This is a genomic window from Brevundimonas sp. EU05-FHT14B11 (assembly GCF_058790835.1).
Map to the genome: position 1 here is coordinate 956,593 of NZ_JBYTCY010000002.1, position 22,092 is coordinate 978,684.

Sequence of the window (22,092 nt, forward strand, 5' to 3'; positions counted from 1 at the left end):
GCCACAGCCTGATACCGTGACGGGAATAGGGAGGCTTTGATGGACTTTTCCGTACTCTTCTTCGTGGCCCTGGTCGTTCTGGCCTTCGTCCTGTTGTTCAGCGTCGTGAAGATCGTGCCGCAAGGGCGTGAATTCACGGTCGAACGCTTCGGCAAATACACCCGCACCCTGCCCCCGGGCATCAGCCTGCTGACCCCCTTCGTCGAGAAGGTCGGTCGCCGTATGAACATGATGGAGCAGGTCCTGGACGTCCCGACCCAGGAGGTCATCACCAAGGACAACGCCGTGGTGAAGGTCGACGGCATCGTCTTCATCCAGGTCATGGACGCCGCCCGCGCCGCCTATCGCGTGGACGACCTGCCCTACGCCATTTCGCAGCTCTGCATGACCAACCTGCGCACCGTGGTCGGCTCGATGGAACTGGACGAAGTCCTCAGCCAGCGCGACGCCATCAACACCCGCCTGCTGCACGTCATCGACGCGGCGACCGAGCCGTGGGGCGTCAAGGCCAACCGGATCGAGATCAAGGACCTGACCCCGCCGACCGACATCACCAACGCCATGGCGCGTCAGATGAAGGCCGAGCGCGAACGCCGCGCCGTGGTCACCGAGGCGGACGGCGAAAAGCAGGCCGCCATCACCCGCGCCGAGGGCGCCAAACAGGCCGCTATCCTGGAGGCCGAGGGCCGCCGCGAAGCCGCCTTCCGCGACGCCGAGGCCCGTGAACGCGAAGCCGAGGCCGAGGCCCGCGCCACCGAGATGGTGTCCAACGCCATCGCCGCCGGCGACGTCAACGCCATCAACTACTTCGTCGCCCAGAAGTATGTGGAGGCCTTCGCCGAACTGGCCCGCAGCCCGCAGCAGAAGACGGTCATCGTCCCCGCCGAGATGGGCGCGCTGGTCGGCACCATCGCCGGCGTGGGCCAGCTCGTCAGCCTGGCTCAGGATCAGCAGCAGAGCCGCCCCGCCCCGGCGCCGATCCCCGCCGCGCCGCGCCCGCCCGCTCCGCCGCGCCCGCCGCGTCCCACCGTTCCGAGGACCTGATCCATGGACGCCCTGATCGAGTTCCACAGCAATCAGCCGTTCTGGATCTGGCTGGCGCTGGGCGTGATCCTGCTGGCCGTCGAGGCCGCCTTCTCGACGGAATGGCTGCTGTGGCCCGCCGTCGCGTCCGGAGTGGTGGCGGTCATCACCGCCATCGGCGTGCCGCTAGGCTTCTGGGGCGAAGTCGCCCTGTTCGCCGGCCTGACGGTGGCCGCGACCCTGCTCTCGCGTCGCCTGATCCAGCGGGTGAACCCGTCGGATTCGCCCGACATCAACGCCCGTGAGGGCCGTCTGATCGGTCAGCGCGCCCAGGTGGTCCAGGCCTTCGTCGACGGCCGCGGCCGGGTCTTCGTCTCGGGCGCCGAATGGCCCGCCGAGATCGAGGGCGTCGCCCCCCTGGCCGGCGAAAGCGTCATCGTCGAAGGCGTCGACGGACCGAAGCTCAAGGTCCGGGCGGCCTGACTTCAACGTCACCGCTCCATTCGCGTGGGCGAATGGAGCGGTGAGCCCGGTCAGCCCTTCCGCATATCCTCGATCCCGCGGTTGGCCAGGCCGTCGGCCCGCTCGTTCAGCTCATGCCCGGCGTGGCCCTTCACCCAGTGCCACTTCACCTCGTGGCGGGCCCGGGCGGCGTCGAGCCGTTTCCACAGGTCCTCGTTCTTGACCGGCTTCTTGTCGGCGGTCTTCCAGCCGCGCGCCTTCCAGCCGCGGATCCATTCGGTGATCCCGGTCATGACGTATTTGCTGTCGGTGTGCAGATCGACGCGGCACGGACGGGTCAGGGCCTCCAGCGCCATGATCGCCCCCATCAGCTCCATGCGGTTGTTGGTCGTCAGCGGCTCGCCGCCCCACAATTCCTTCTCGTGACCGCCGCCCGTCTGCAGGATCGCGCCCCAGCCGCCAGGGCCCGGATTGCCCTTGCAGGCGCCGTCGGTGTGGATGATCACGTGACTCATCCGCGCGCTGTATCAGGTTCACTTGGCGTCGCGCCACCGAACGGCCTATATGCGGCGTGAAACTGTGAACGGGCCGCGCATCGGTCCGACGAAGGAGATGTCGCCGTGGGTTCTCTCAGCATCTGGCACTGGGCTATTGTCGCCGTCATCGTGCTCCTGCTGTTCGGCGGACGCGGCAAGCTGTCTGGCCTCATGGGCGACGCCGCCAAGGGCGTGAAGGCTTTCCGCGACGGCCTGAAGGACACCGACGAGACCAAGCCGAAGGACGACCGCGCCGGCGCCCTGCCGCGCACCGACGCGGAAAAAGAAGACCTGAAGTCGTAATCGCGCGTTCGCGCCGGAGAGACTGACGGATGGGTGGTCTGGGCCCCGGCATCGGGGGCATGGAATATATCGTGATCGCGGTCGTGGCCCTGCTTGTCGTGGGGCCCGAACGGCTGCCCGCCATGCTGCGCAAGCTCGGTCAGCTGGTCGCCAAGGCCCGCAACATGGCCAACGAGTTCCGGCACAGCTTCGACGAGATGGCGCGCCAGTCCGAGCTGGACGACCTGCGCAAGGAGGTCGAGGCCCTGCGTCAGGGCCAGACCAACATGATGCCCCTGGGCGCCGACGCCGAGGCCACCTTCCGCGGCATCCGCGACGACCTGAACCGCCCCCTCGACGCCCCCGCGCCCGCCCCGGCCCTGACGGGTCCCGAGGAATGGCCCGACAGCCCGCCGGTGATGGCGCCGCTGGAGCCTGAAACGGCGCCCAAGCCCCGCGCCCCGCGCAAGGCCGCCGCTCCCAAGGCGGCCGCGAAAAAGGCCGCCGCCAAGCCCCCGGTCGCCGCGAAGACGCCCGCCGCGAAGCCGTCCGTGGCGAAGAAGACCCCGCCCTCCCGCAGGAAGGCGGTTGAACTGTGAGCCAGATCGACCGGGACGAAGCCGAGATCGAGGCGTCGCGCGCGCCGCTGATGTCTCACCTGATCGAGCTGCGCGGGCGGCTGGTGGTCTGCGTGGTCGCCTTCGCCGTCGCCTTCATCGGCTGCTTCTACTTCGCCGCCGACATCCAGATCTTCCTGATCAAGCCCTTCCAGGCCGCCTATGCCCTGCACGCCGCGGCCAAGGCCGCCGGCCAGCACGGCGGCAATCCGTTCGAGCTGATCGCCGTCACCGCCGGCCTGCATCACCTGCCGCCGGGCGCCCCGACCAACCTGGCCCTGCAGGCCACAGGCCCGCTGGAGCAGCTCTTCACCAAGATGAAGGTGGCCGGCTTCGGCGCCGTGGTCGTGGTCTTCCCGGTGCTGGCCTGGCAGCTCTACAAATTCGTCGCCCCGGGCCTGTACCGCAACGAGAAGGGCGCCTTCCTGCCCTTCCTGTTCGTGGCCCCGATCCTGTTCCTGATCGGCGCGGCCCTGGTCTATTTCGTCATGCTGCCCTTCGTGATGTGGTTCTCGCTGAGCCAGCAGATCACGGCGGACGGCATCACGGTCGAACTGAACACCAAGATCTCCGAATACCTCAGCCTCGTCACCTCGCTGATCCTCGCCTTCGGCCTGTGCTTCCAGCTGCCGGTCGTCACCACCCTGCTGGGCATGGCCGGGATCGTCTCGTCCAAGATGATGGTCGAGGTCCGCCGCTACGCCATCGTCGCCGTGGTGGTGGTCGCCGCCGTCGTCACCCCGCCCGACCCCATCAGCCAGCTGATGCTCGCGGTGCCGCTGGTGCTGCTCTACGAGATCTCGATCTGGTGCGTCCGCCTGATCGAGATGCGCCGCAAGAAGGCCGACGTCGCCGACGGCCTGGCCGCCTGATCCAGCGTTAGCCCGTCCGTAACGCCCCGCGGGGCAACTTTGCGGGAAACCGGGAGCGTGGACATGGGCCTGATCGACCTTTCGAACGACATCATCGCGCGCGGCGAGGTGACGAGCGCCGACATCCTGTCCCTGCGCCAGGACATCTTCGGCGAGGTCACCGTCACCCGCGACGAGGCCGAGGCCCTGTTCCGCATCGATGAGGGCACGGAACGCCGCGTCGCCGAATGGCGCATGCTCTTCCTGGAAGCCCTTACCGACTGGCTGGTCCGCCAGCAGGAGCCTCCGGGCTATGTCACCGACGCCCAGGCCGACTGGCTGATCGCCCGCATCGAGGCCGACAGGCGGGCCCGCGACGGCACCGAGATCGAACTGGTGGTGCGGGTGCTGGAACAGGCCGACAGCGCCCCGGCCGCGCTCGCGGCCTTCGGCCTCAGCCTGGTCAGCCGCTCCGTGGTCGAGAACGACGGCGTGATCAGCGCGACCGAGGTCCAGCGCATGCGCCGGCTGATGTTCGCCCCCTCCGGCCCCGGCCGTCTCGCCATCTCGCGCGAGGAGGCCGAGGTGCTGTTCGACCTCAACGACGCCACGCGCGGCGCGGCCAACGATCCGTCCTGGACCGACTTCTTCATGCGCGCCGTGGCCAACGCCGTCACCGCCGCCGCCGGATGGGCCCCGCCCGGCCGCGAGGAGGCCCTGCGCCGCGAGCGCTGGCTGGCCGACCCCGACGCCGGCATCATGAGCGGCATCGTCAAGGAGTTCGGCCAGACCGCCGTCCACAACATCGGCTGGCATGCCCCCGCCCTGCTGATCCGCGGTCTGTTCGAGCCCGACGCCGCCGAAGCCCTGTTCAGGGAGCGCGAACAGACCCGACAGCAGGCCGCCTCGACCGCCGCGCCGGTGAACGCCGAGGAGGCGCGCTGGCTGGTCGACCGCATCGGCCGCGACGGCGAGTTCGACGCCAACGAACGCGCCTTGATCGGCTTCCTGAAGGACCTTGCTCCGTATACGGACGAAGCGCTCCAGCCGCTCATCGAACAGCTGGCGGCCTAGGTCGCCGGGCCGGCTGTTCGGCGGTACTTGCACATGACCTCGGTTCTTTCCTTTCGCATTCTCCCCTCCCCTTCCAGCAACGATCATGAGGCGCGGCCGCTCGTGGACGGCGCCGACTGGCTGGCAGAGGACTGCCTGGGCCTCGACCCGCCTGAACTTGTCCTTGAGTTCGCCAGGGACCCTGCGCGCCTCCTGATCGGACGATGCGGTTGCGGCGTGGTGGGCTGCGGCGACGTGACGGTCGAGGTGGAGAGGACGGAGAGCACGGTCGAATGGCGGCTGTACGACGGCTCGCCGATCACTTTCGATCGCCGTCGCTACGACGCCGAGATCGCCCGCTTCAGCACCGACCACTCGTGGGAGCCCCTTGAACGGCGGGTGGAGCGCGAAGTCGGCCAAGTGTTCGCCGGGTCCTCCACCAAGGCGGGCCCGACCTTCGACTGGGCCTCAACCCGCATTCGCCAAGGCCTGATCTGCCTGTCCTATTCGCGCCAGGGCGTGGGCCAGAGCCTGCTGGAGTTCGGCTGGGACGGCCAGAACCTGGACGACGCGCTGACCAGTGCGCGGCGGTTCCATGCCGAACATTTCGACGACAGCTCACCCAAATGAAAAGGGCGCCGGCGGTTTCCCGCCGGCGCCCTCCTCGATCAGCCCCCGCTGTCGATCAGCAGCTGTAGTACATGTCGAATTCGACGGGGTGCGGGTGCAGTTGCAGACGCATCACCTCTTCCATCTTCAGCTCGATGTAGCTGTCGATGAAGTCGTCATCCATGACGCCGCCCTTCTTGAGGAAGGCGCGATCCTTGTCGAGGCTCTCCAGGGCTTCGCGCAGCGAGCCGCAGACCTCGGGGATGTTGCCGCGCTCTTCCGGCGGCAGGTCGTACAGGTTCTTGTCGGCGGGCGCGCCCGGATCGATGCGGTTCTCGATCCCGTCCAGGCCGGCCATCAGCAGGGCCACGAAGGTCAGGTAGGGGTTGCCCATCGGATCCGGGAAGCGGGCTTCAATGCGCTTGGCCTTGGGCGAGTTGACCCACGGGATGCGGATCGAGGCCGAGCGGTTGCGGGCCGAGTACGCCAGCTTGACCGGGGCTTCATAGCCCGGGACCAGGCGCTTGTAGGAGTTGGTGGTCGAGTTCGCGAAGGCGTTGATGGCCTTGGCGTGCTTGATGATGCCGCCGATGTACCAAAGACAGAGGTCCGACAGGCCGGCGTATTTGTCGCCCGCGAACAGCGGCTTGCCGTCGCGCCAGATCGACTGGTGCACGTGCATGCCCGAGCCGTTGTCCCCGAAGGTCGGCTTGGCCATGAAGGTGGCCGACTTGCCGTAGGCGGCGGCCACGTTGTGGATCACGTACTTATACATCTGGGTGCGGTCGGCCATGGTCAGCAGGTCGCTGAACTTCAGGCCCAGCTCGTGCTGCGCCGGGGCCACCTCGTGGTGGTGCTTCTCGGGCTGCATGCCCAGGTCGCGCATCACGCCCAGCATCTCGCCGCGCAGGTCCTGGGCGCTGTCGGTCGGATTGACCGGGAAGTAGCCGCCCTTGGGCCCCGGGCGGTGGCCCATGTTGCCTTCGGAGTATTCAGCGCCGGTGTTGGCCGGCAGCTCGATCGAATCGTAGGTGTAGCCGGTGTCGTGCGGGGCGGTGGACCAGCGCACGTCGTCGAAGATGAAGAACTCGGCTTCCGGGCCGAAATAGACGGTGTCGCCCACGCCCGAGGACTGGACGTACGCCAGCGCCTTCTTGGCCATCGAGCGGCTGTCGCGGTTGTAGGGCTCGCCCGTGTCCGGGTTCAGCACGTCGCAGAACAGGAACAGCGTCGTCTGCTGGTAGAAGGGGTCGATCCAGAAGTTTGCAAGGTCCGGCTTCAGCAGCATGTCGGACTCGTTGATGGCCTTCCAGCCGGCGATCGACGAGCCGTCGAACATCGTGCCCTCTTCGAGGAATTCCTCGTCGACAAGGTCGATGTCGAAGGTCACGTGCTGCATCCGACCCTTTGTGTCGGTGAAGCGGAGATCGACGTAGCGAACGTCTTTCTCCTTGATCTCTTTAAGGATCTTGCCCGCGTCGCTCATTCTTCGAGGTCCTGTTTCTTATGGGGAGGTTTCGTTGACGACCGCGCCCGGGGACGCGGCCGGTGGGCTGAGCGATCAGACGGCTTGTGCGCCCGTTTCGCCAGTGCGGATGCGAATGACGTCCAGGACGTCAGACACGAAAATCTTGCCGTCGCCGATCTTGCCGGTGCGGGCTGCGGTCTGGATGGCCTCGATCACCGACGGGGCCAGGTCGTCGGAAACCACGACCTCGATCTTGATCTTGGGCAGGAAGTCGATGACGTACTCGGCGCCCCTGTAGAGTTCCGAATGGCCCTTCTGACGCCCATAGCCCTTGGCTTCGAGCACCGTCATCCCCTGGACTCCCGCGTCCTGCAGGGCCTCTTTCACTTCATCCAGCTTGAAAGGCTTGATGACGGCTTCAATCTTTTTCATCGGCGTTCCCGGCGGGCTCTGGAATGCCGCGCGCTCGGGCAGCAAAGGGACATTGCATTGCACAATAAGGCAAGTGTTTTTCGCATGCGCGGCGAACCGTAAGCGGACGAAAACGTATCGGCATGGAGGCTGGAATGGCGAGCATCAGGTTCAAACAGACCGACAGGCGGGTAGGACTGGCCGTCGCCCTGGGATTCCTGGCGGTCGCGTTCGGCGGACTCTTCTTCGTTTTCGGCTTCGGCGGACTGGCGGATTTCGTGAACGCCTTCCCGTCGGTGAAGCTGATGGGGATCATCGCCGCGCTGGTGTTTCTCCCGCTTCCGATCCTGATGGTGCGGCGGCTGTACAAGGCCACCGACGTGGACTTCGGCGGCGACGCCATAACTGTCCGCACCGCCGGACGGCCTGAGACGACCCGCATCCGCTATGCGGAGATCCAGACCGCCGATCTCCACAAGTCGACGCCCGGCGCCCTGTCCCTCTTCTCCCGCGACGGACGCCTGCTGCATCGGTTCGCGCCCTACAACGACAGTACCAGCCTGGACGCCCTGGTCGCGGGACTGATCGGGACCGGGCAGTTCCGGATCGAGGACCGACCGGTCAAGGTCTTCGGCGGCGCGATGAGCGGCCGCGTGTTCACGCGAAAGGCCTAGGACCATGGTCGTCGAAGACTGGCACGCCAAACTGCCCTGGCCCGGCGTCGATGCACACAAGCATGCGCGCGGGCGGCTGGGCGTGGTCTCGGGCAAGGCGACCCAGACCGGGGCCGCCCGGCTGGCGGCGCGCGCCGGCCTGCGCATCGGCGCCGGGGTGGTGCGCATCCTGTGCCCGCCCGACGCGGCGGCGGTCATCGCCCCGGCCATCGAGGCGATCATGCTGACTCCCTTCGCCTCCGATGAGGCGCTGAAGGCGGCGGCCCAGGGCATGGACGCCGTGGTGGTGGGACCGGCGGCGGGCGTCAACGACGCCACCTCGGCCAACGTCCGCGCCCTGGCCGAGACCGGCGCGGCCCTGATCGTGGACGCCGACGGCCTGACGGTGTTCGAAGCCTGGCCCGGTGAACTGTTCGGCCTGCTGGACCGCGACGACGTCCTGACCCCGCATGAGGGTGAGTTCAAACGCCTCTTCCCCGGCCTGCTGGCCAAGGGCCGCGAGACGGCGGCGCGCGAGGCGGCCGAGCGGGCGGGCGCCGTGGTCGTGCTCAAGGGGCCGGAGACGGTGATCGCCGCCCCCGACGGCCGCCTCGCCCTGAACCACAACGGCGTGCCCTGGCTGGCCACCGCGGGCTCCGGCGACGTGCTGGCGGGCATGATCGGCGGCCTGGTGGCCCAGCGCATGGACAGTTTCGACGCCGCCCGCGCGGCCGTCTGGATGCACGCCGAGGCCGCCCGCGCCTTCGGTCCCGGCCTGATCGCCGAGGACCTGCCCGAACGCCTGCCCGCCGTTCTGGCCCTCCTCTATGCACAGGGCGGCTGAGCCGCGACCCCGGGTCCGGTTCAAATCGTCACCGAAGCGGCCTAACAGGACCGCATGCTGATCGTCCTGTCCCCGGCCAAGCGTCTCGACTTCACCGAAGCCGACCCCGCCGTCCCCGCCTCGGAGCGCCGCTTCCTCGAGGACACGGCCTCCCTGTCCAAGACCGCCCGCGCCCGCACCGTGGCCGAGCTGCGCCGTCTGATGGGCATTTCCGACGATCTGGCCCGGCTGAACCGCGAGCGCTTCCAGGCCTTCGCGCCCGATTCCACCGATGGGGTCCAGGCCGCTTTCGCCTTCGCCGGCGACGTCTACGAGGGCCTGCGCGCCCGCGAGTTGGACCCGGCGGGCCTGGCCTTCGCCCAGGCGCACCTGCGCATCCTGTCCGGCCTCTATGGCCTGCTGCGCCCGCTGGACCGGATTCAGCCCTACCGCCTCGAGATGGGCACGCGGCTGAAGACCCGGCGCGGCTCCAGCCTCTACGACTTCTGGGGCGACCGCATCTCGAAATGCCTCAACGCCGACGCCGAGGGCCAGAGCGATCCGACCCTCGTGAACCTGGCCAGCCAGGAGTATTTCGGCGCCGTCGACGCCAAGGCCCTGAAGCTGCCGGTGGTCACGCCGAACTTCTACGAGGACAAGGCCGGCGACCGCCGCATCATCTCCTTCTTCGCCAAGCGGGCGCGCGGGACCATGGCCCGCTTCGCCATCGACGAACGCATCGACCGGGCGGAGGATTTGAAGGCCTTCGACCGCGACGGCTACCGCTTCGACAAGTCCGCGTCCTCGGACACGGAGTGGATATTCATCAGGTCGGGAAATACTTGAGCCCGACAGTCGCCATGACGTATGCCTGACGCTAGAGTCGCGCCGAGGCCAGAGTCGAAAAGTCCTCCGAGGAAAGACAACATGTTCCAGTGGCCCAAGCGTGGTGAAGGCGCCTCCAGCGAGAGCGAACCGTTCCGCGACGTCGGCGACCTCAAGGGCCAGGTGGCGGTGATCTCGGGTTCGACCTCGGGCATCGGACTGGCGCTGGCCAAGGCCGTGGCCAGCCGGGGCGGCGACGTGGTCCTGAACGGCCTGGGCGACCCGGCCGAGATCGAACGCACCCGCGCCGGGATCGAGGCCAGCTGCGGCGTCCGCGTCCGCTACCACGCCGCCAACATGATGCGCGGCGACGAGGTCGCCGACATGGTCGCCTTCGGCAAGCACGAGCTGGGCCGTGTCGATATCCTGGTCAACAACGCCGGCATCCAGCACGTCGAGGCGGTCGAGAAATTCCCCGCCGACAAGTGGGAGCAGATCATCGCCATCAACCTGTCGTCGACCTTCTATGCGACGCGGGCGGCCATCCCGATCATGAAGGCCCAGGGCCGCGGCCGGATCGTCAACATCGCCTCGGCCCACGGCCTGGTCGCCAGCCCGTTCAAGTCGGCCTATGTCGCCGCCAAGCACGGCGTCCTCGGCTTCACCAAGACCGTCGCCCTGGAAGTGGCGCAGGACAACATCACCTGCAACGCCATCTGCCCCGGCTTCGTCGAGACCCCCATCGTCGAAAAGCAGATCGCCGACCAGGCCCGCACCCGCGGCATGTCCAAGGAGCAGGTGCTCAAGGACGTCATCCTGGGCTCCCAGCCGACCAAGAAATTCGTCACCACCGACCAGCTGGCCGGGATGTTCCTCTACCTCGTCTCCGACCTCGGCGCCTCGGCCAACGGGGCCAGCTTCTCCATCGACGGCGGCTGGACGGCGCAATAGCCATGGCCAAGCCGGCGGCCCCCAAGCGTCGTCCGGTCTGCCTCGCCCTTCAGGGCGGCGGCTCCCACGGCGCCTTCCAGTGGGGCGTGCTCGACCGCCTGCTCGAGGACGACCGCCTGGACGTCCGCGCCGTCACCGCCGCCTCCGCCGGAGCCATGAACGCCGCGGCCCTGGTCAGCGGCCTGGAGACCGGCGGCCCCGACGGCGCCCGCAGGCAGCTGGATCTGCTGTGGCGCGAGGTCAACCAGTCCGGCGGCCGCAACGTCTTCGGCGATTCCTCGATCTGGAGCGCGGCCCTGACGCCCGGCTGGCTGAAGGACACCGGCCTGTGGCGCACCGGCGAGAACATCGCCCTGTCGATGAGCCCCTATCAGTTCAACCCCTTCAACCTGAACCCGCTCCGGCGGGTCCTCGACACGGCCATCGATTTCGAGGCCGTGCGCGCCTCGTCCATCTCCGTCTTCGTCTCGGCCACGGCGGTGAAACAGGGCCGCGCCCGCGTCTTCAGGACCGCCGAGATCACGCCCGAGGTCCTGCTCGCCTCCTCGTGCCTGCCGCACCTCTTCCAGGCGGTGGAGATCGACGGCGAAAGCTATTGGGACGGCGGCTATCTGGCCAATCCGGCGCTGTGGCCCCTGATCCATCCGGACACGCCCGACGACGTCCTGATCCTGCCGCTGAACCCCTTCGTGCGCGAGGACACGCCCCACGCCGCCGGCGAGATCATGGACCGCCTCAACGAGATCGTCTTCAACGCCCCCCTGGTCTCCGAGCTGCGCGCCTTCGCCCTGCTCCAGTCCCTGATCGCCGACGGTCAGCTCCAGACCGGAAACCGCCACCGCGCCCAGGCGATCCGCATGCACGCCATCGACAGCGACCGCTGGCTCGCGCCGCTTTCACTGGGGTCCAAGTTCGACACCGAATGGACCTTCCTCAACCGGCTGAAGGGCCATGGCCGCGAGGCGGCGGAGGACTGGCTGACGACCTGTTTCGACGACGTGGGCGAACGCTCCAGCGTGGATATCAGGGCGCGGTTTCTCTAGGATCAGGTGGTCGACGCTGACACCGGATCGACAAAGGCCTGATCAGGAAGCGGCGCTCCACCGCGAAACCCGCCCGCTGCGAAACCGTACCTGGAGCCGACGAACCGATCGCGGTCGAAACCGCAGCAGCGGCTCGCGTCCATATCGCGCGCCCGAGTCTTTGATCTCCCCAGCAGTGACGAACAGCGCCGCGCAAACGCCCTCCGGGTTCTTGGTGCTGGGATAGAGAACGCCGTCGAGGCGCTCGCCGGCCGAGGTTCGATACACCCGGCGTATGAACTCGGTGACGATTTGAGACGGGACATATTCAATATGCTCGCGACCGTCCCGGGCAACCGGCCGAGCGATCTCGTTCCGGAACGCTCTTACGAACTGGGGCATTCCCCGCTCGACGCTCGAGGCCTTCTCGAAGATGCTGCGGTAAGGCACGGGACGGTCCCCCCGCAGGTCAAGCAGACGCAGCGCGCGCATCGGCGAGAAGGCGGCCATGGACGCCCGACCTGAGCCAGACATCGTCTCTTCCAGGGCGGTTTTTTCGTCCAGCGCCACATAGAGCAACGGGATGCCGGCCGGGCTCATACGGCTGGCCGGCGGTCCCGTTGGCGAAGACGGTGGCGGTCCGAGGTCTTCCGGGGTTGTGAACCAGCCACTGTCGCTCACCGACCTCACCCGGTACAGGCGCGTTCGGGCTCCAAGCGTGTGGATCAGGTTGCATGCCTCGATCGCTTCTCCGAACAGATCCAGCATTTCAGTCGAACGCACCAGCGTGTCGTCCTGCTCGTCGGAGAACCGACGGCCGCTTTCATCCGGGCGCAGGAACATGAAGCGCGACCTGTGTTTGACGTAGTCGCAGAAGATCTCCCAACTCACCCGCAGGTGCTCCTCGGGCATGAACAGGGCGGGATCTGCTTCGCACCATTCGAAATCGGGATTGAAGCAGGCGATGATCGCTTCCATCACCGGCCAGTCGGCGGCGACCGTCTCTTCAATCAGTTCCGAATTGCTCCAGACATTCCCCGCCCAGCCGCTTTCGCTTTCCCGGTCGTAGAACAGCACGTTTTCCGGATGGTCGTAGTTCCGTCGCAGGCAACCTTCGACGAACCGCGCCACCGTCTCGAGCGGCGCAGCGCGGTCTTTCCTGAAGCGCCTGCCGCAGAAGTCGCAGACTCGCGCGTTCGCTGCATGACGAACGTAGCGCCGTAGGCCCGCGTCCTGAAAGCAATGATGACAGACACTGCGGGGATCGCATTCGTGGCTGCAGGCACGATCGGCCATCCCGTCGGCCCACTCGGCATACTCGGGGGTGTCGACAACGCGACCGAGTTCGCACTCCGATTCGTCGGCATCGCTCTCCGGGTCGATCTTTGCGGTACTTCGGCCGCGCCTAGCCCTCGCCATCCCCTCCTCCCAAACCGCGGCGGTATCGCCGCGACGGCCGATCTTGAGTCGGGCTTCGGCGTATCCCGAACGCCGGCGTCCAACAATGCAGATGAGGCCGAGAGCGTGATGCTCGAATTTCTGAGGGGCGCGCGGGGCGCACCTTGATCTTCCCGCTGGACTCCAGCCGCCGGAACAGCTCGCGCGCCGCCAGGTGGGCGCGGCCGCGCTTCCCCGGACGAACCAGTGAAATCCCCGTCACCTTTGCGGTGGGATCAGCCGATCGCCGTCGCTTGCGGATGAATGGGTCGCCCCTGTTCATCATAAGGCAGAGGCGGCACGAGCGGCCCGATTGCCATTGCAAGGATCGGCAACGACAGGGTGCATGCGGCCAGCACCAGAATCATCACGCCCCACCGTCTCTTTTCCAGCATCCAGTAGGCCACCCCGGTCCCCGCCAATGCGCCCAGACCTACAAGCCCGAAGACGGCGCCCAAGGCGAATATGGACCACGAAGAGCCCAAAGCCGGCAGCAAGTTACCAGCGATCTGCAGCGCCCCCCATGCGGTCAGCAATGCACCCGCCGAGCCCACGGCGAACACCCCCCACTGAGCGCCCCGAGCGAATGTCACCCGATATGCCCCGCCGCGCGCCGCAGCCGGTCGTTGATCGCCTCGCCCAGGCCGTCCAGCGGCACGGGCGCCACGGCGATGCCCGACGGCTTCTCGCGGTCGGCCTCGCGGAACCGCCGGAACAGGTTGGCCGCCGCCTCGCGCAGGTCCCCCGTCGGGCTCAGGCTCCAGCGCGGATCGCCCACGCCGGGGCCGAAGCCCAGCAGCAGTTCGCCCTTGTGCAGGCTCGTCGCATTGATCCGCACCGGCGCGTCCGGCGCATAGTGCAGGGTCAGGCGGCCGGGCGAACGATGTCCCTCCCCGCCCCCGTCCGGCGCCCCGTCCAGCGGTCCGACCACCGCCTCCAGCTCGTCGCGGGTCACGGCGCCGGGGCGCAGCAGGCTGACCACCCCGTTCAGCACCGACACCACCGTGCTCTCCACCCCCACGGCGCAGGGGCCGCCGTCCACGCCCTCGGCGGCGGCGAAGCCGGTCTCCTCCATGGCGTCGGCGAAGGTCGTCGGGCTGGGCCGGCCCGAGCGGTTGGCCGAGGGGGCGACCACCGGCCCGCCGAAGGCGCCGATCACCTCGCGGGCGCGGGCGTGGCCGGGCACGCGCACCGCCACGCTGTCCAGCCCGGCCCGGGCCAGGTCACACACCGCCTCGCGGTTCCTCACCGGGGCCACGATGGTCAGGGGGCCGGGCCAGAAAGCCTCGGCCAGGCGCCGCGCGCGGTCGTCGAACACCGCGACGGCCTCGGCGCCGGCGGCGTCGGCCACATGGGCGATCAGGGGATTGAAGCGCGGCCGCCCCTTGGCCTCGAAGATGGCGGCCACGGCGCGGGCGTCGGACGCGTCGGCCGCCAGGCCGTAGACGGTCTCGGTCGGCAGGACGATCAGCTTGCCGTCCGCCAGCGCCCGGACGGCGGCTTCCTCGGCCCCCGCGTCCCGACCCGTCGTCAGATCCAGCCGTTCCACGCGTCTCAAATCCTCATGCCGTCGTCGCCGGTCATGTGCGCCCTCGCCCTACCCCGGCGCAACCCCCGCCTCCGGTCTCAGGGCCGACGCGGAATCAGCGGGATCATCCGGTGCAGGATGTTGTCCCGGTCGATGAAGTGGTGCTTCAGCGCCGCCGCCACATGCAGGGCCAGCAGGACGTAGAGCGCCTTCACCGCGATCCCGTGCGCCTCCATCAGGGCCCGCCCCGCCTCGCGCCCGCCCCCGATCGGCAGCAGGGGCCAGTCGAACAGGCCGAAGAACGGGATGTCCCGCCCGCCCGTCGAACTGGCCGCCCATCCGGTCAGCGGCAGGGCGATCAGGGCGACGTAGAACAGCACATGCGTCACGCGGGCGAACCGCCTCTCCCACGGCTTCATATGGCCGGGCAGAGGAATGGCCGGATGGGCGATCCGCCAGCCGATCCGCGCCAGGGTCAGCAGCAGGATCGTCAGGCCCACCGACTTGTGGATCTGTATGAACTCTCGCGACAGCGGCCCCTCTGTCGCCTCATGGGCGGTGATCAGCAGAATCTGGACCAGGATCAGCACCGCGATCAGCCAGTGCAGCACCAGCGAGGTCACGGAGTATCGGTTGCGCGGTTCGGCCATCACATCCCTCCCGGTCAGCCGGCCGCCAGAAGCGCGGTCAGGATCGCCTGGGACCGGCGCTGGCCATAGCCCCGGCCATAGGCGCTCGACGTGACGGCCACGACCATGTTCCGGGCCGGAACGACATAGATCTTGTTGCCGCCGTTGCCCGAAGCGAACCGGATGTCGACGGTCCTGTCCCCCACCGGCAGGGCCTTGGCGTACCAGAAATAGCCGTAGCCGTCGGCGTACGGATCCACCGCGCCGATCGCCACCTTCGGGCTCAGGCTCTCCTCGATCCATCCGCGGCTGATCACCTGACGACCGCCGGTCGATCCGCCATCCAGCGCCATCTGGCCGATCAGGGCCATGTCGTGCGTCGCCAGCGACAGGTTCCCCTGCCCCTTCAGCCGGCCCGCCGCGTCGACGGCCCAGTCGAAACGCGTGATCCCCAGCGGGTCGAACAGCGCCTCGCGCGCGAAGTCCCGCCCCTGCCGGCCCGTGGCCTTCTCGACCACCAGCCCGGCCACATAGGCGGTCAGGGAGTTGTAGAGATAGGTCGATCCCGGCGGCGCGGCGCGGGGCGTCTCCAGAACGAAGGCCACGGGATCGGGCGCCGCATCCAGCCGGTCCTCGTTGCCCGGCGATTCGGACCGGTCGTCGTCGGCCGCCAGTCCCGACCGCATGGTGAGGATATCCGACAGGGTCACGTCGCCGATCGCGCTGCCCGCCGCCTCCGGCCAGTAGCGCCGGACCGGATCGGCCAGGCTGTCGATCAGTCCCCGATCGCGGGCCGCGCCCACCAGCAGCGAGGTCACGCTCTTGCCGGCGGACCGCATGTCGTGAAGCGTGTTCGCCGGCTGGCCGTTGTAGTGGCGCTCGGCCGCGACCTGCCCGTCCACGCGCACGACCACGCCCCTGAGATCCGGATGCTCGTCGGCGTCGAACCCCCTCAGCACGACGTCCAGGCCGCGGGCGTCAGGGGCGCGCGCCGCGACCAGACCGCCGGCCGCCAGCATCCCGCCGATCATCAGCTCCCTGCGCCGCATGGTCTTCTCCGCCTCCGACTGTCGCGAGTATGTAGGGCCGCCGCTCCCGATGTCGATGCGTCGATGCGGCGCCCGCACTTGCCTGCCGTGGCGTCACGAGGGCAAAGCTGACGTGACGTTCCAAGGACTCTCCATGACCTACCGCGCCCCGATCCGTGATCTCGCCTTCACCCTGCAGGCAGTGGCCGGCATCGACCAGGTCGCCGCCACCGGCGCCTTCCCCGACTATGACGCCGACCTGATGGGCGCGGTGCTGGAGGCGGCGGGCCAGTTCTCCGAGGGCGTCCTGGCCCCGCTGAACCGCATCGGCGACCAGAAGGGCTCGATCTGCAAGGACGGGAACGTCACCGCCGCCCCGGGCTTCGCCGACGCCTACCGCCAGTTCGCCGAGGGCGGCTGGACCGGCCTGACCGCCCAGGCCCACTCCGGCGGGCAGCAACTGCCCAAGGCGCTGGAGCTGGCCGCCTATGAGACGGTGCACGCCGCCAACATGGCCTTCGGCCTGTGTCCCATGCTGTCGCTGGCCTCCATCGAGGCGCTGGAGGCCCAGGGCACCGACGCGCAGAAAGAAACCTATCTGACGAAGCTGGTCTCCGGCGAATGGACCGGCGCCATGGTGCTGACCGAGCCGCAGGCCGGCTCGGACCTCGGCGCCCTGACCGCCACCGCCGTCCCCCAGGCCGACGGGACCTACCGGCTCTCGGGCCAGAAGATCTTCATCACCTGGGGCGACCACGACGCCACGGACAACATCGTCCACCTGGTGCTGGCCCGCCTGCCCGACGCCCCCGCCGGGCCCAAGGGCATCAGCCTGTTCCTGGCGTCCAAGTATCTGGTGAACCCGGACGGCTCGCTGGGCGCGCGCAACAGCTTCCATCCCGTCAGCGTCGAGCACAAGCTGGGCATCCACGGCTCGCCCACCTGCGTCATGGCCTATGAGGACGCCGTCGCCGAACTGGTCGGCACGCCCAACGAGGGCCTGGCCCACATGTTCATCATGATGAACGCCGCCCGCCTCGCCGTCGGCGTCGAGGGCGTCGGCATCGCCGAGCGCGCCTACCAGCACGCCCTCGAATACGCCCGCGAGCGCAAGCAGGGCCGCAGCGTCTGGACCGGCGCCGCCAACAGCCCCATCGTCGATCACCCGGACGTGCGCCGCACCCTGTCGGTGATGAAGGCCAGGATCGCCGCCGCCCGCGCCATCTGCCTGTCCACCGGCGTCGCCGCCGACCTGGCCCGCCACGCCGCCACCGAGGATGAGCGCCGCCAGTGGAAGGGCCGCGAGGACCTGTTCACCCCCATCGCTAAGGCCTGGTCCACCGACGTCGGCTGCGAGGTCGCCTCCCAGGGCGTCCAGGTCCACGGCGGCATGGGCTTCATCGAGGAGACCGGCGCGGCCCAGTACTACCGCGACGCCCGCATCACCCCGATCTACGAGGGCACCAACGGGATCCAGGCCATGGACCTGGTCGGCCGCAAGCTGTCCCAGGACGGCGGCCAGTCCGCCCGCGACCTGATCGCCGACTTCAAGATCACCCTGGCCCAGCTGCACAAGCTCTACACCGGCAAGCCGGTCGAGCGCTTCGCCAACGCCGTCGAGGCCGTCGAGGACGCCACCCTCTGGCTGCTGGACGCCAAGAGCGACAAGGACCGCGCCGCCGACGTCCTGGCCGCCGCCGACGCCTATCTGAAGCTGCTGGGCGACGTCACGGGCGGCTGGATGCTGGCCAAGGGCGCCCTGTGGGCCCGCGCCGAGCTGGACGCCGAACGGGGCGATCCGGTCTGGCTGGAAGGCAAGATCGCGCTCTACGAAGTCTACGCCGCCAACGTCCTGGGCCACGTCTCCAGCCGCCTCGCCGCCGTCGGCCAGGGCGGCGCCCTGCTGGAACGGATGAGCGTGGACGTGCTGGCCGGCTGAGCTCACCGATGTTCACCCTCGCCCTGTTCAGCCCCATCCTGACGCCTTTCGGGCTGGGCTTGGCGTTCTGGGCCTATCCGTGGCGCATGCATCCCGTACGGCCCTACCTCTGGGTCGTCCTCCTCCTGCTCGCGCCGCTGCTGTGCATCATCGCGCTGCAGACGGCGTTCGGCCTCCCGGCGGTGTCGTGCGTGGAGCGGTCGCTGAACGATGTCCCGATGATCCTCGCGCTGATCAGCATCATCGGAGGCGTCGTCCTCACCCTCTTCGCCAAGGGCTATCGGCGGTTCGTCGCGGGCGTGGCCCTCGCCGTCTGTCCGATAACCCTGGCTTGGTCGATGATCGCCGTCATGTCCCTGGCCGGCTGCTGGATCTGACGGCTCAGCCCTCTACTTCAGCGGCAGGTGCAGCTCCGCCGCCGCCCCCTGCTCCGGATCACCCAGCACGAAGCGCTGGCAGTAGATGGGGAAGTCCCGCATCTCCTCGCCGCTCGCCGGCAGCCAGTCGCGGTACAGGTACAGGGCCGCGGGCTCCAGGTTGTGGGTGTCCCCGGTCACCCGCAGCACGGCGCAGCGGCCGCCGGGGATCTCGCCTTCCCGGACCCCCTCGCCCCGATCGATGATCGGCTGGTCGGGGCTCAGCCCGACGCACAGGTCCATGCGGTAGTCCGCGGGGTTCGCGGGCCGCCGCTCGGAATACCAGATGTTGAAGGTCGGGCTGGTCTGGGGCGACAGCCCGGCGGCCTTCCGCCAGGCGATGAAGCGCTGGATGGTGACGTCCAGGGTCTCCGGGTCGCCCCGGTGTTCGAACATCGCCACGCGGGTCGGGGCCACCTCGCGAATGGTGATCTGGTCGGGGGTGAAGGTCGTCGGCATGAGCTTGCTCCTGGCTGCGTTGAAAGGCCCGAAGGCCCGGAGCCACGGCTCCCAGTCGGGAGACTTCCGGAAACTGGACGGCGACTGCCTCAACCTCTGCCGAAAGGCGCGGGCGAAGGCGTCGGGCGTCTCGTAGCCGGCGTCCAGGGCGATGTCGGTCACGCTGGCCCCCTGCCCGTCGGCCAGCCGTTTCGAGGCCTGCCTGAGGCGGGCCAGCTGGACGTAGCGATGCAGGGACACCCCGAAGGTCGCCTTGAACTGCCGATGGAAGTGGAATTTGGAAAACGCCGCGACGCCGCTCACCGTCTCCAGGTCCAGATCGCCGTCCAGATGCCGGTCGACATGATCCAGCACCCTCCGCATCCGGGCATGATAGTGGTCCAGCGCCGCCGTCATCGTCCTCATCCGTTGTGGCGATCCGGGTTTGACGCGTCGGCCCGTCGCGCGCTCGACCGATCTTGCGGTTCTGCGCTCCGCCCTAGGATCCGGCCGTAGCGTCGCTGAACACCCTCACGAAATTGCCGCCCACGATCTTGTCGACGTCCGAGGCGCCGTAGCCTCTCCGCGCCAGGGCCCCGGCCAGCACCATCATCCGGTCCGGGCCGTCCATGTCCGCACAGGTCACGTGGCCGTGCAGCGGCTCTGCCCCGGCCCGTCCCAGGTTCCGGGCCTGATAGTCGGCTAGCCGGGCGACCTTGGCGGCCTGGGGACTGGGGTCGCCCATCGCCGGCTGGTCGCTGCCGAACCCCGCGACCTCGACGCCGCCGATCTTCACCACATGGTCGATGTGATCCACGACGTCCTCGACCGAGGAGGTGTCGCGGTCCGTCAGCCAGCGGCTCATCATGAAGACGCCGAAGAAGCCGCCCTTGTCCGCCAGCGCCCGGATCGCCTCGTCCGTCTTGTTGCGCAGGCTGGGGTGCAAGGCGCGGCAGCCGGCGTGGGTGACGGCGATCGGTCCGGCGGACAGGCGGATGGCCTCGATGGTCGTCCGCTCGCTGCAATGGGACAGGTCGATCAGGCCGCCCAGCCGGCCCATCTCCTCCACGACCCGGGCGCCCAGCAACGACAGGCCGCCGTCCTGGGGCTCCATGAAGCCGTCGCCCGCGCCGGTCCTCTCGTTGTGAGTCAGCTGGAGGATTCTCAGCCCCGCGGCGTGCATGGCTCTCAGAGCCTCCAGGTTCCGGTCGGAATAGGAAATGACCGACGGTCCCAGGATCGACGCGTCCTGGCACGCGATGACCACGCCCAGCTTGCCGGCGTCCCGGGCGGCCTGGAAATCAGCCCCCTTGCGGATGAGGCTCAACGCCGCGCCGTCCTCCGCCACGCGGGTGTTCCACGCCGACAGGGCCGCCGTCGCCTCCCCCTGCGCGCGCGGGAAGATGGTCATGTCCAGGACCAACGCATCCATTCCGGCGGCCAGGACTTCCGGACCGTCCACCGATCCCGCCCCGCCGATCGCCAGCGCATCCACCATGAAGCGTCGAGGCGTCCGGCCCTGCGCCTGCACGGGCCCGAGGCCGACCAGGGCCGCGCCCCCGAGAGAGCCCGCCAGCAATTCACGTCGGTTCATGTGCGCTCTCCCAAGCCTGGAGCTTGGCGGCGGTTGTCCGGGAACCACGAGTTAAATCGCCGTAACGTCGCCGGCGTCTTCACACCGGCTCACCTCCCTACGTCCAATCCCGACGCATGGCCGTGTCATCCTGTCGGGCATGATCAGCCCATTCCTCCTCGACGACGGCTCTGCGGACATGCGGGCGATCCATCGCTTCGCCGTGGAGCAACGGACCGCCGCCCGCCGTCAGCGCCGCGCCCGCGCCGCCCGCGACTGGGGCCGTCTCGTCATGAAAGCCCTGCGCGCACTGCGCTTCGCCGCCCGCGTGAAGGCCGGACGGCTGCACGGCCATCCGCACTCTTCGCACTCGCTTTTTTCCGAAACGCCGAAAAAAGTTTCCGACCCGGTCATTCCGGGGCTCGCGCCCAATTCCGACCGCCGCCGGACCTTCCGCGAGAGACGAAGGCGACGAAGAGGCCGCCGAAAACCCCCGCCACACCCACGTTTTTCATCTCCGCTCATCCCGGCGAACGCCGGGACCCGGCGCCTTGGGCGATGAGCGGCGCCGGGCTGACCTCACGCCGTCAATCCAGGGGCTCGTGTCACGCTGGACAGGACGGGGTCCCGGCGTTCGCCGGGATGAGCGGTGTGGGAGAGCGAGCCGGAATGACGATCGCGATCAGCGCGAAACCGCCACCCCATCCATCACCGCGATCGCCTCGCGCACATAGTCCGCATGGGCCACGATCCCGATGCCCACCGTCTCGCCGCCGACCCGCATCTCCTGCACCAGCACCCCGGCGATGAAGGGGTGCTCGGGCTGGGCCGTGCCCGGCAGCTTGCGCGCCGACGGGGTCCAGAACACCGGCCCGCCCGAGTTGCCGGGAAAGACGTTGAAATCCAGCAGGAAGGTCGGGAAGGCCCGGATCGGGGTCAGCGGCCAGGACGCCACCCGCCCGGTCCGCAGGATCGGGAAGCCCGCCGTATTGGCCGAATACCCATGCGGATAGCCCAGGGTCATCAGCTCGTCGCCCGGCCCCACCTGCCAGGCGTCCAGCGCATAGGCGTTGGCCAGCCAGCCCAGCGGGATGGCCGCCTCGGCGAACTCGGACGGGGCGGTGATGGCCATGACCGCGATGTCGCGCTCGGGGTGCTTGGTCCACAGCGGATCGCCGTCGTCCTCGCGGATGCGCAGGGGCTGCGGCGCGAACCGCCAGCCGCCGTCCGGGGTCTCGACCCGCCAGCCGATCCGCGCCTGCGCCGACGGCATGCCGTCCAGCACATGGGCGGCGGTGACCAGCACCGTGCGCGGCTTCCCGTCCGGGGTGGGGGCGTTGATCAGGAAGGCCGTGCCCACCTTGCGCTCGGTCGCATTGATCGGCTGGTCCAGCTGCACCGTCGCCTTGATCAGGCCGACGGTCAGGTCCCAGACGGGCGCGGCCTGCACCACCTCGGCGACAGGCGGATCCTGGACGGGTTCGGGCGGGACCTGAAGATCGAACATCGGCATACCGG

At 68.7% G+C, this 22,092-nt stretch carries 26 protein-coding genes; 14 read left to right on the forward strand and 12 right to left on the reverse strand.

The genetic code is table 11. The features are described from left to right. The first annotated feature begins 39 nt into the window (after nt 1–39). Both AC3WRV_RS12065 and AC3WRV_RS12070 read left to right on the forward strand, forming a co-directional pair. Nucleotides 40–1,044 carry an SPFH domain-containing protein gene (locus AC3WRV_RS12065; RefSeq protein WP_291835950.1) on the forward strand — a complete coding sequence of 335 codons (1,005 nt, stop codon included), beginning with the start codon at nt 40–42 and terminating at the stop codon, nt 1,042–1,044. A 3-nt stretch (nt 1,045–1,047) separates the two neighbouring features. Continuing rightward, nucleotides 1,048–1,506, forward strand: a complete 459-nt coding sequence (locus tag AC3WRV_RS12070; protein ID WP_291835947.1) for an NfeD family protein — start codon at nt 1,048–1,050, stop codon at nt 1,504–1,506. Between the two features lie 50 nt (nt 1,507–1,556). Here AC3WRV_RS12070 and rnhA read toward each other — a convergent pair whose 3' ends face one another. Continuing rightward, nucleotides 1,557–2,000, reverse strand: coding sequence for a ribonuclease HI (gene rnhA / locus AC3WRV_RS12075; RefSeq protein WP_492313444.1), 444 nt, complete (start codon nt 1,998–2,000; stop codon nt 1,557–1,559). Between the two features lie 105 nt (nt 2,001–2,105). Between rnhA and AC3WRV_RS12080 the strand changes: the two genes are divergently transcribed. From AC3WRV_RS12080 to AC3WRV_RS12100, 5 genes are all read left to right on the forward strand, one after another. Next, entirely contained in the window at nt 2,106–2,324 is a 219-nt protein-coding gene (locus AC3WRV_RS12080) for a twin-arginine translocase TatA/TatE family subunit (protein ID WP_291835935.1), read from the forward strand. Nucleotides 2,325–2,353: 29 nt separating this feature from the next. Further along, nucleotides 2,354–2,902, forward strand: coding sequence for a Sec-independent protein translocase protein TatB (gene tatB, locus AC3WRV_RS12085; RefSeq protein ID WP_492313445.1), 549 nt, complete (start codon nt 2,354–2,356; stop codon nt 2,900–2,902). Next, a complete protein-coding gene (gene tatC, locus AC3WRV_RS12090) occupies nt 2,899–3,792 on the forward strand; it encodes a twin-arginine translocase subunit TatC (protein ID WP_492313446.1) in 894 nt (297 codons plus the stop codon). Before tatB ends, tatC begins: the two co-directional genes overlap by 4 nt. Nucleotides 3,793–3,855: 63 nt before the next feature. After that, nucleotides 3,856–4,845: a hypothetical protein gene (locus AC3WRV_RS12095; RefSeq protein WP_492313447.1), complete on the forward strand. Its 990-nt coding sequence runs from the start codon at nt 3,856–3,858 to the stop codon at nt 4,843–4,845. A 33-nt stretch (nt 4,846–4,878) separates the two neighbouring features. Then, complete coding sequence (locus AC3WRV_RS12100; protein ID WP_492313448.1) at nt 4,879–5,454, forward strand: hypothetical protein; 576 nt, start codon at nt 4,879–4,881, stop codon at nt 5,452–5,454. A gap of 55 nt (nt 5,455–5,509) precedes the next feature. On the opposite strand, the gene glnA is transcribed toward AC3WRV_RS12100, so the two are convergent. Next, nucleotides 5,510–6,919, reverse strand: a complete 1,410-nt coding sequence (gene glnA / locus AC3WRV_RS12105) for a type I glutamate--ammonia ligase (protein ID WP_291835918.1) — start codon at nt 6,917–6,919, stop codon at nt 5,510–5,512. Nucleotides 6,920–6,994: 75 nt separating this feature from the next. Then, entirely contained in the window at nt 6,995–7,333 is a 339-nt protein-coding gene (locus AC3WRV_RS12110; RefSeq protein WP_291835915.1) for a P-II family nitrogen regulator, read from the reverse strand. A 134-nt stretch (nt 7,334–7,467) separates the two neighbouring features. Here AC3WRV_RS12110 and AC3WRV_RS12115 point away from each other — a divergent pair, with 134 nt between their 5' ends. The 5 genes from AC3WRV_RS12115 to AC3WRV_RS12135 all read left to right on the forward strand — a co-directional run bounded on the left by AC3WRV_RS12115 (nt 7,468) and on the right by AC3WRV_RS12135 (nt 11,607). After that, nucleotides 7,468–7,986: a hypothetical protein gene (locus AC3WRV_RS12115; RefSeq protein WP_492313449.1), complete on the forward strand. Its 519-nt coding sequence runs from the start codon at nt 7,468–7,470 to the stop codon at nt 7,984–7,986. Between the two features lie 4 nt (nt 7,987–7,990). Then, entirely contained in the window at nt 7,991–8,809 is an 819-nt protein-coding gene (locus AC3WRV_RS12120) for an NAD(P)H-hydrate dehydratase (protein ID WP_492313450.1), read from the forward strand. A gap of 54 nt (nt 8,810–8,863) precedes the next feature. Further along, a complete protein-coding gene (yaaA, locus tag AC3WRV_RS12125) occupies nt 8,864–9,634 on the forward strand; it encodes a peroxide stress protein YaaA (protein ID WP_291835903.1) in 771 nt (256 codons plus the stop codon). A gap of 81 nt (nt 9,635–9,715) precedes the next feature. Beyond that, complete coding sequence (locus tag AC3WRV_RS12130) at nt 9,716–10,564, forward strand: 3-hydroxybutyrate dehydrogenase (RefSeq protein WP_291835900.1); 849 nt, start codon at nt 9,716–9,718, stop codon at nt 10,562–10,564. A 2-nt stretch (nt 10,565–10,566) separates the two neighbouring features. Then, nucleotides 10,567–11,607, forward strand: coding sequence for a patatin-like phospholipase family protein (locus AC3WRV_RS12135; protein ID WP_492313451.1), 1,041 nt, complete (start codon nt 10,567–10,569; stop codon nt 11,605–11,607). Between the two features lie 42 nt (nt 11,608–11,649). Here the strand turns inward: AC3WRV_RS12135 and AC3WRV_RS12140 are convergent, their stop codons facing one another. From AC3WRV_RS12140 to AC3WRV_RS12160, 5 genes are all read right to left on the reverse strand, one after another. Next, a complete protein-coding gene (locus AC3WRV_RS12140) occupies nt 11,650–12,882 on the reverse strand; it encodes a HEPN-associated N-terminal domain-containing protein (protein WP_492313452.1) in 1,233 nt (410 codons plus the stop codon). Between the two features lie 377 nt (nt 12,883–13,259). After that, nucleotides 13,260–13,559, reverse strand: a complete 300-nt coding sequence (locus AC3WRV_RS12145; protein WP_492313453.1) for a hypothetical protein — start codon at nt 13,557–13,559, stop codon at nt 13,260–13,262. Nucleotides 13,560–13,612: 53 nt separating this feature from the next. Further along, the gene (locus AC3WRV_RS12150; protein ID WP_492313454.1) at nt 13,613–14,572 is read right to left on the reverse strand and encodes an L-threonylcarbamoyladenylate synthase; all 960 of its coding nucleotides are present in this window, start codon (nt 14,570–14,572) and stop codon (nt 13,613–13,615) included. Between the two features lie 77 nt (nt 14,573–14,649). Next, a complete protein-coding gene (locus AC3WRV_RS12155; protein ID WP_492313455.1) occupies nt 14,650–15,201 on the reverse strand; it encodes a cytochrome b in 552 nt (183 codons plus the stop codon). A 14-nt stretch (nt 15,202–15,215) separates the two neighbouring features. Then, a complete protein-coding gene (locus AC3WRV_RS12160; RefSeq protein ID WP_492313456.1) occupies nt 15,216–16,229 on the reverse strand; it encodes a serine hydrolase domain-containing protein in 1,014 nt (337 codons plus the stop codon). A gap of 133 nt (nt 16,230–16,362) precedes the next feature. On the opposite strand from AC3WRV_RS12160, the gene AC3WRV_RS12165 reads away from it, so the two are divergent. Then, nucleotides 16,363–18,147: an acyl-CoA dehydrogenase gene (locus AC3WRV_RS12165; RefSeq protein ID WP_492313457.1), complete on the forward strand. Its 1,785-nt coding sequence runs from the start codon at nt 16,363–16,365 to the stop codon at nt 18,145–18,147. 8 nt (nt 18,148–18,155) lie between these two features. Further along, a complete protein-coding gene (locus AC3WRV_RS12170) occupies nt 18,156–18,524 on the forward strand; it encodes a hypothetical protein (protein WP_492313458.1) in 369 nt (122 codons plus the stop codon). A gap of 12 nt (nt 18,525–18,536) precedes the next feature. On the opposite strand, the gene AC3WRV_RS12175 is transcribed toward AC3WRV_RS12170, so the two are convergent. The 4 genes from AC3WRV_RS12175 to AC3WRV_RS12190 all read right to left on the reverse strand — a co-directional run bounded on the left by AC3WRV_RS12175 (nt 18,537) and on the right by AC3WRV_RS12190 (nt 22,081). Next, complete coding sequence (locus AC3WRV_RS12175) at nt 18,537–19,418, reverse strand: AraC family transcriptional regulator (protein ID WP_492313459.1); 882 nt, start codon at nt 19,416–19,418, stop codon at nt 18,537–18,539. A gap of 82 nt (nt 19,419–19,500) precedes the next feature. Further along, entirely contained in the window at nt 19,501–20,595 is a 1,095-nt protein-coding gene (locus AC3WRV_RS12180) for a dipeptidase (RefSeq protein ID WP_492313460.1), read from the reverse strand. Nucleotides 20,596–20,692: 97 nt separating this feature from the next. Next, a complete protein-coding gene (locus AC3WRV_RS12185; RefSeq protein ID WP_492313461.1) occupies nt 20,693–20,929 on the reverse strand; it encodes a hypothetical protein in 237 nt (78 codons plus the stop codon). 327 nt (nt 20,930–21,256) lie between these two features. After that, complete coding sequence (locus tag AC3WRV_RS12190) at nt 21,257–22,081, reverse strand: trypsin-like serine peptidase (RefSeq protein WP_492313462.1); 825 nt, start codon at nt 22,079–22,081, stop codon at nt 21,257–21,259. Nucleotides 22,082–22,092: the final 11 nt, after the last annotated feature.

Coding starts and splice junctions, on each gene's coding strand:
- AC3WRV_RS12065 (WP_291835950.1), top strand. CDS start 40: ATGGACTTTTCCGTACTCTTCTTCGTGGCCCTGGTCGTTCTGGCCTTC.
- AC3WRV_RS12070 (WP_291835947.1), top strand. CDS start 1,048: ATGGACGCCCTGATCGAGTTCCACAGCAATCAGCCGTTCTGGATCTGG.
- rnhA (WP_492313444.1), bottom strand. CDS start 2,000: ATGAGTCACGTGATCATCCACACCGACGGCGCCTGCAAGGGCAATCCG.
- tatB (WP_492313445.1), top strand. CDS start 2,354: ATGGGTGGTCTGGGCCCCGGCATCGGGGGCATGGAATATATCGTGATC.
- AC3WRV_RS12095 (WP_492313447.1), top strand. CDS start 3,856: ATGGGCCTGATCGACCTTTCGAACGACATCATCGCGCGCGGCGAGGTG.
- AC3WRV_RS12100 (WP_492313448.1), top strand. CDS start 4,879: ATGACCTCGGTTCTTTCCTTTCGCATTCTCCCCTCCCCTTCCAGCAAC.
- glnA (WP_291835918.1), bottom strand. CDS start 6,919: ATGAGCGACGCGGGCAAGATCCTTAAAGAGATCAAGGAGAAAGACGTT.
- AC3WRV_RS12110 (WP_291835915.1), bottom strand. CDS start 7,333: ATGAAAAAGATTGAAGCCGTCATCAAGCCTTTCAAGCTGGATGAAGTG.
- AC3WRV_RS12115 (WP_492313449.1), top strand. CDS start 7,468: ATGGCGAGCATCAGGTTCAAACAGACCGACAGGCGGGTAGGACTGGCC.
- AC3WRV_RS12120 (WP_492313450.1), top strand. CDS start 7,991: ATGGTCGTCGAAGACTGGCACGCCAAACTGCCCTGGCCCGGCGTCGAT.
- yaaA (WP_291835903.1), top strand. CDS start 8,864: ATGCTGATCGTCCTGTCCCCGGCCAAGCGTCTCGACTTCACCGAAGCC.
- AC3WRV_RS12130 (WP_291835900.1), top strand. CDS start 9,716: ATGTTCCAGTGGCCCAAGCGTGGTGAAGGCGCCTCCAGCGAGAGCGAA.
- AC3WRV_RS12135 (WP_492313451.1), top strand. CDS start 10,567: ATGGCCAAGCCGGCGGCCCCCAAGCGTCGTCCGGTCTGCCTCGCCCTT.
- AC3WRV_RS12140 (WP_492313452.1), bottom strand. CDS start 12,882: ATGGCCGATCGTGCCTGCAGCCACGAATGCGATCCCCGCAGTGTCTGT.
- AC3WRV_RS12155 (WP_492313455.1), bottom strand. CDS start 15,201: ATGGCCGAACCGCGCAACCGATACTCCGTGACCTCGCTGGTGCTGCAC.
- AC3WRV_RS12160 (WP_492313456.1), bottom strand. CDS start 16,229: ATGCGGCGCAGGGAGCTGATGATCGGCGGGATGCTGGCGGCCGGCGGT.
- AC3WRV_RS12165 (WP_492313457.1), top strand. CDS start 16,363: ATGACCTACCGCGCCCCGATCCGTGATCTCGCCTTCACCCTGCAGGCA.
- AC3WRV_RS12170 (WP_492313458.1), top strand. CDS start 18,156: ATGTTCACCCTCGCCCTGTTCAGCCCCATCCTGACGCCTTTCGGGCTG.
- AC3WRV_RS12175 (WP_492313459.1), bottom strand. CDS start 19,418: ATGACGGCGGCGCTGGACCACTATCATGCCCGGATGCGGAGGGTGCTG.
- AC3WRV_RS12180 (WP_492313460.1), bottom strand. CDS start 20,595: ATGAACCGACGTGAATTGCTGGCGGGCTCTCTCGGGGGCGCGGCCCTG.
- AC3WRV_RS12185 (WP_492313461.1), bottom strand. CDS start 20,929: ATGGCCGTGCAGCCGTCCGGCCTTCACGCGGGCGGCGAAGCGCAGTGC.
- AC3WRV_RS12190 (WP_492313462.1), bottom strand. CDS start 22,081: ATGTTCGATCTTCAGGTCCCGCCCGAACCCGTCCAGGATCCGCCTGTC.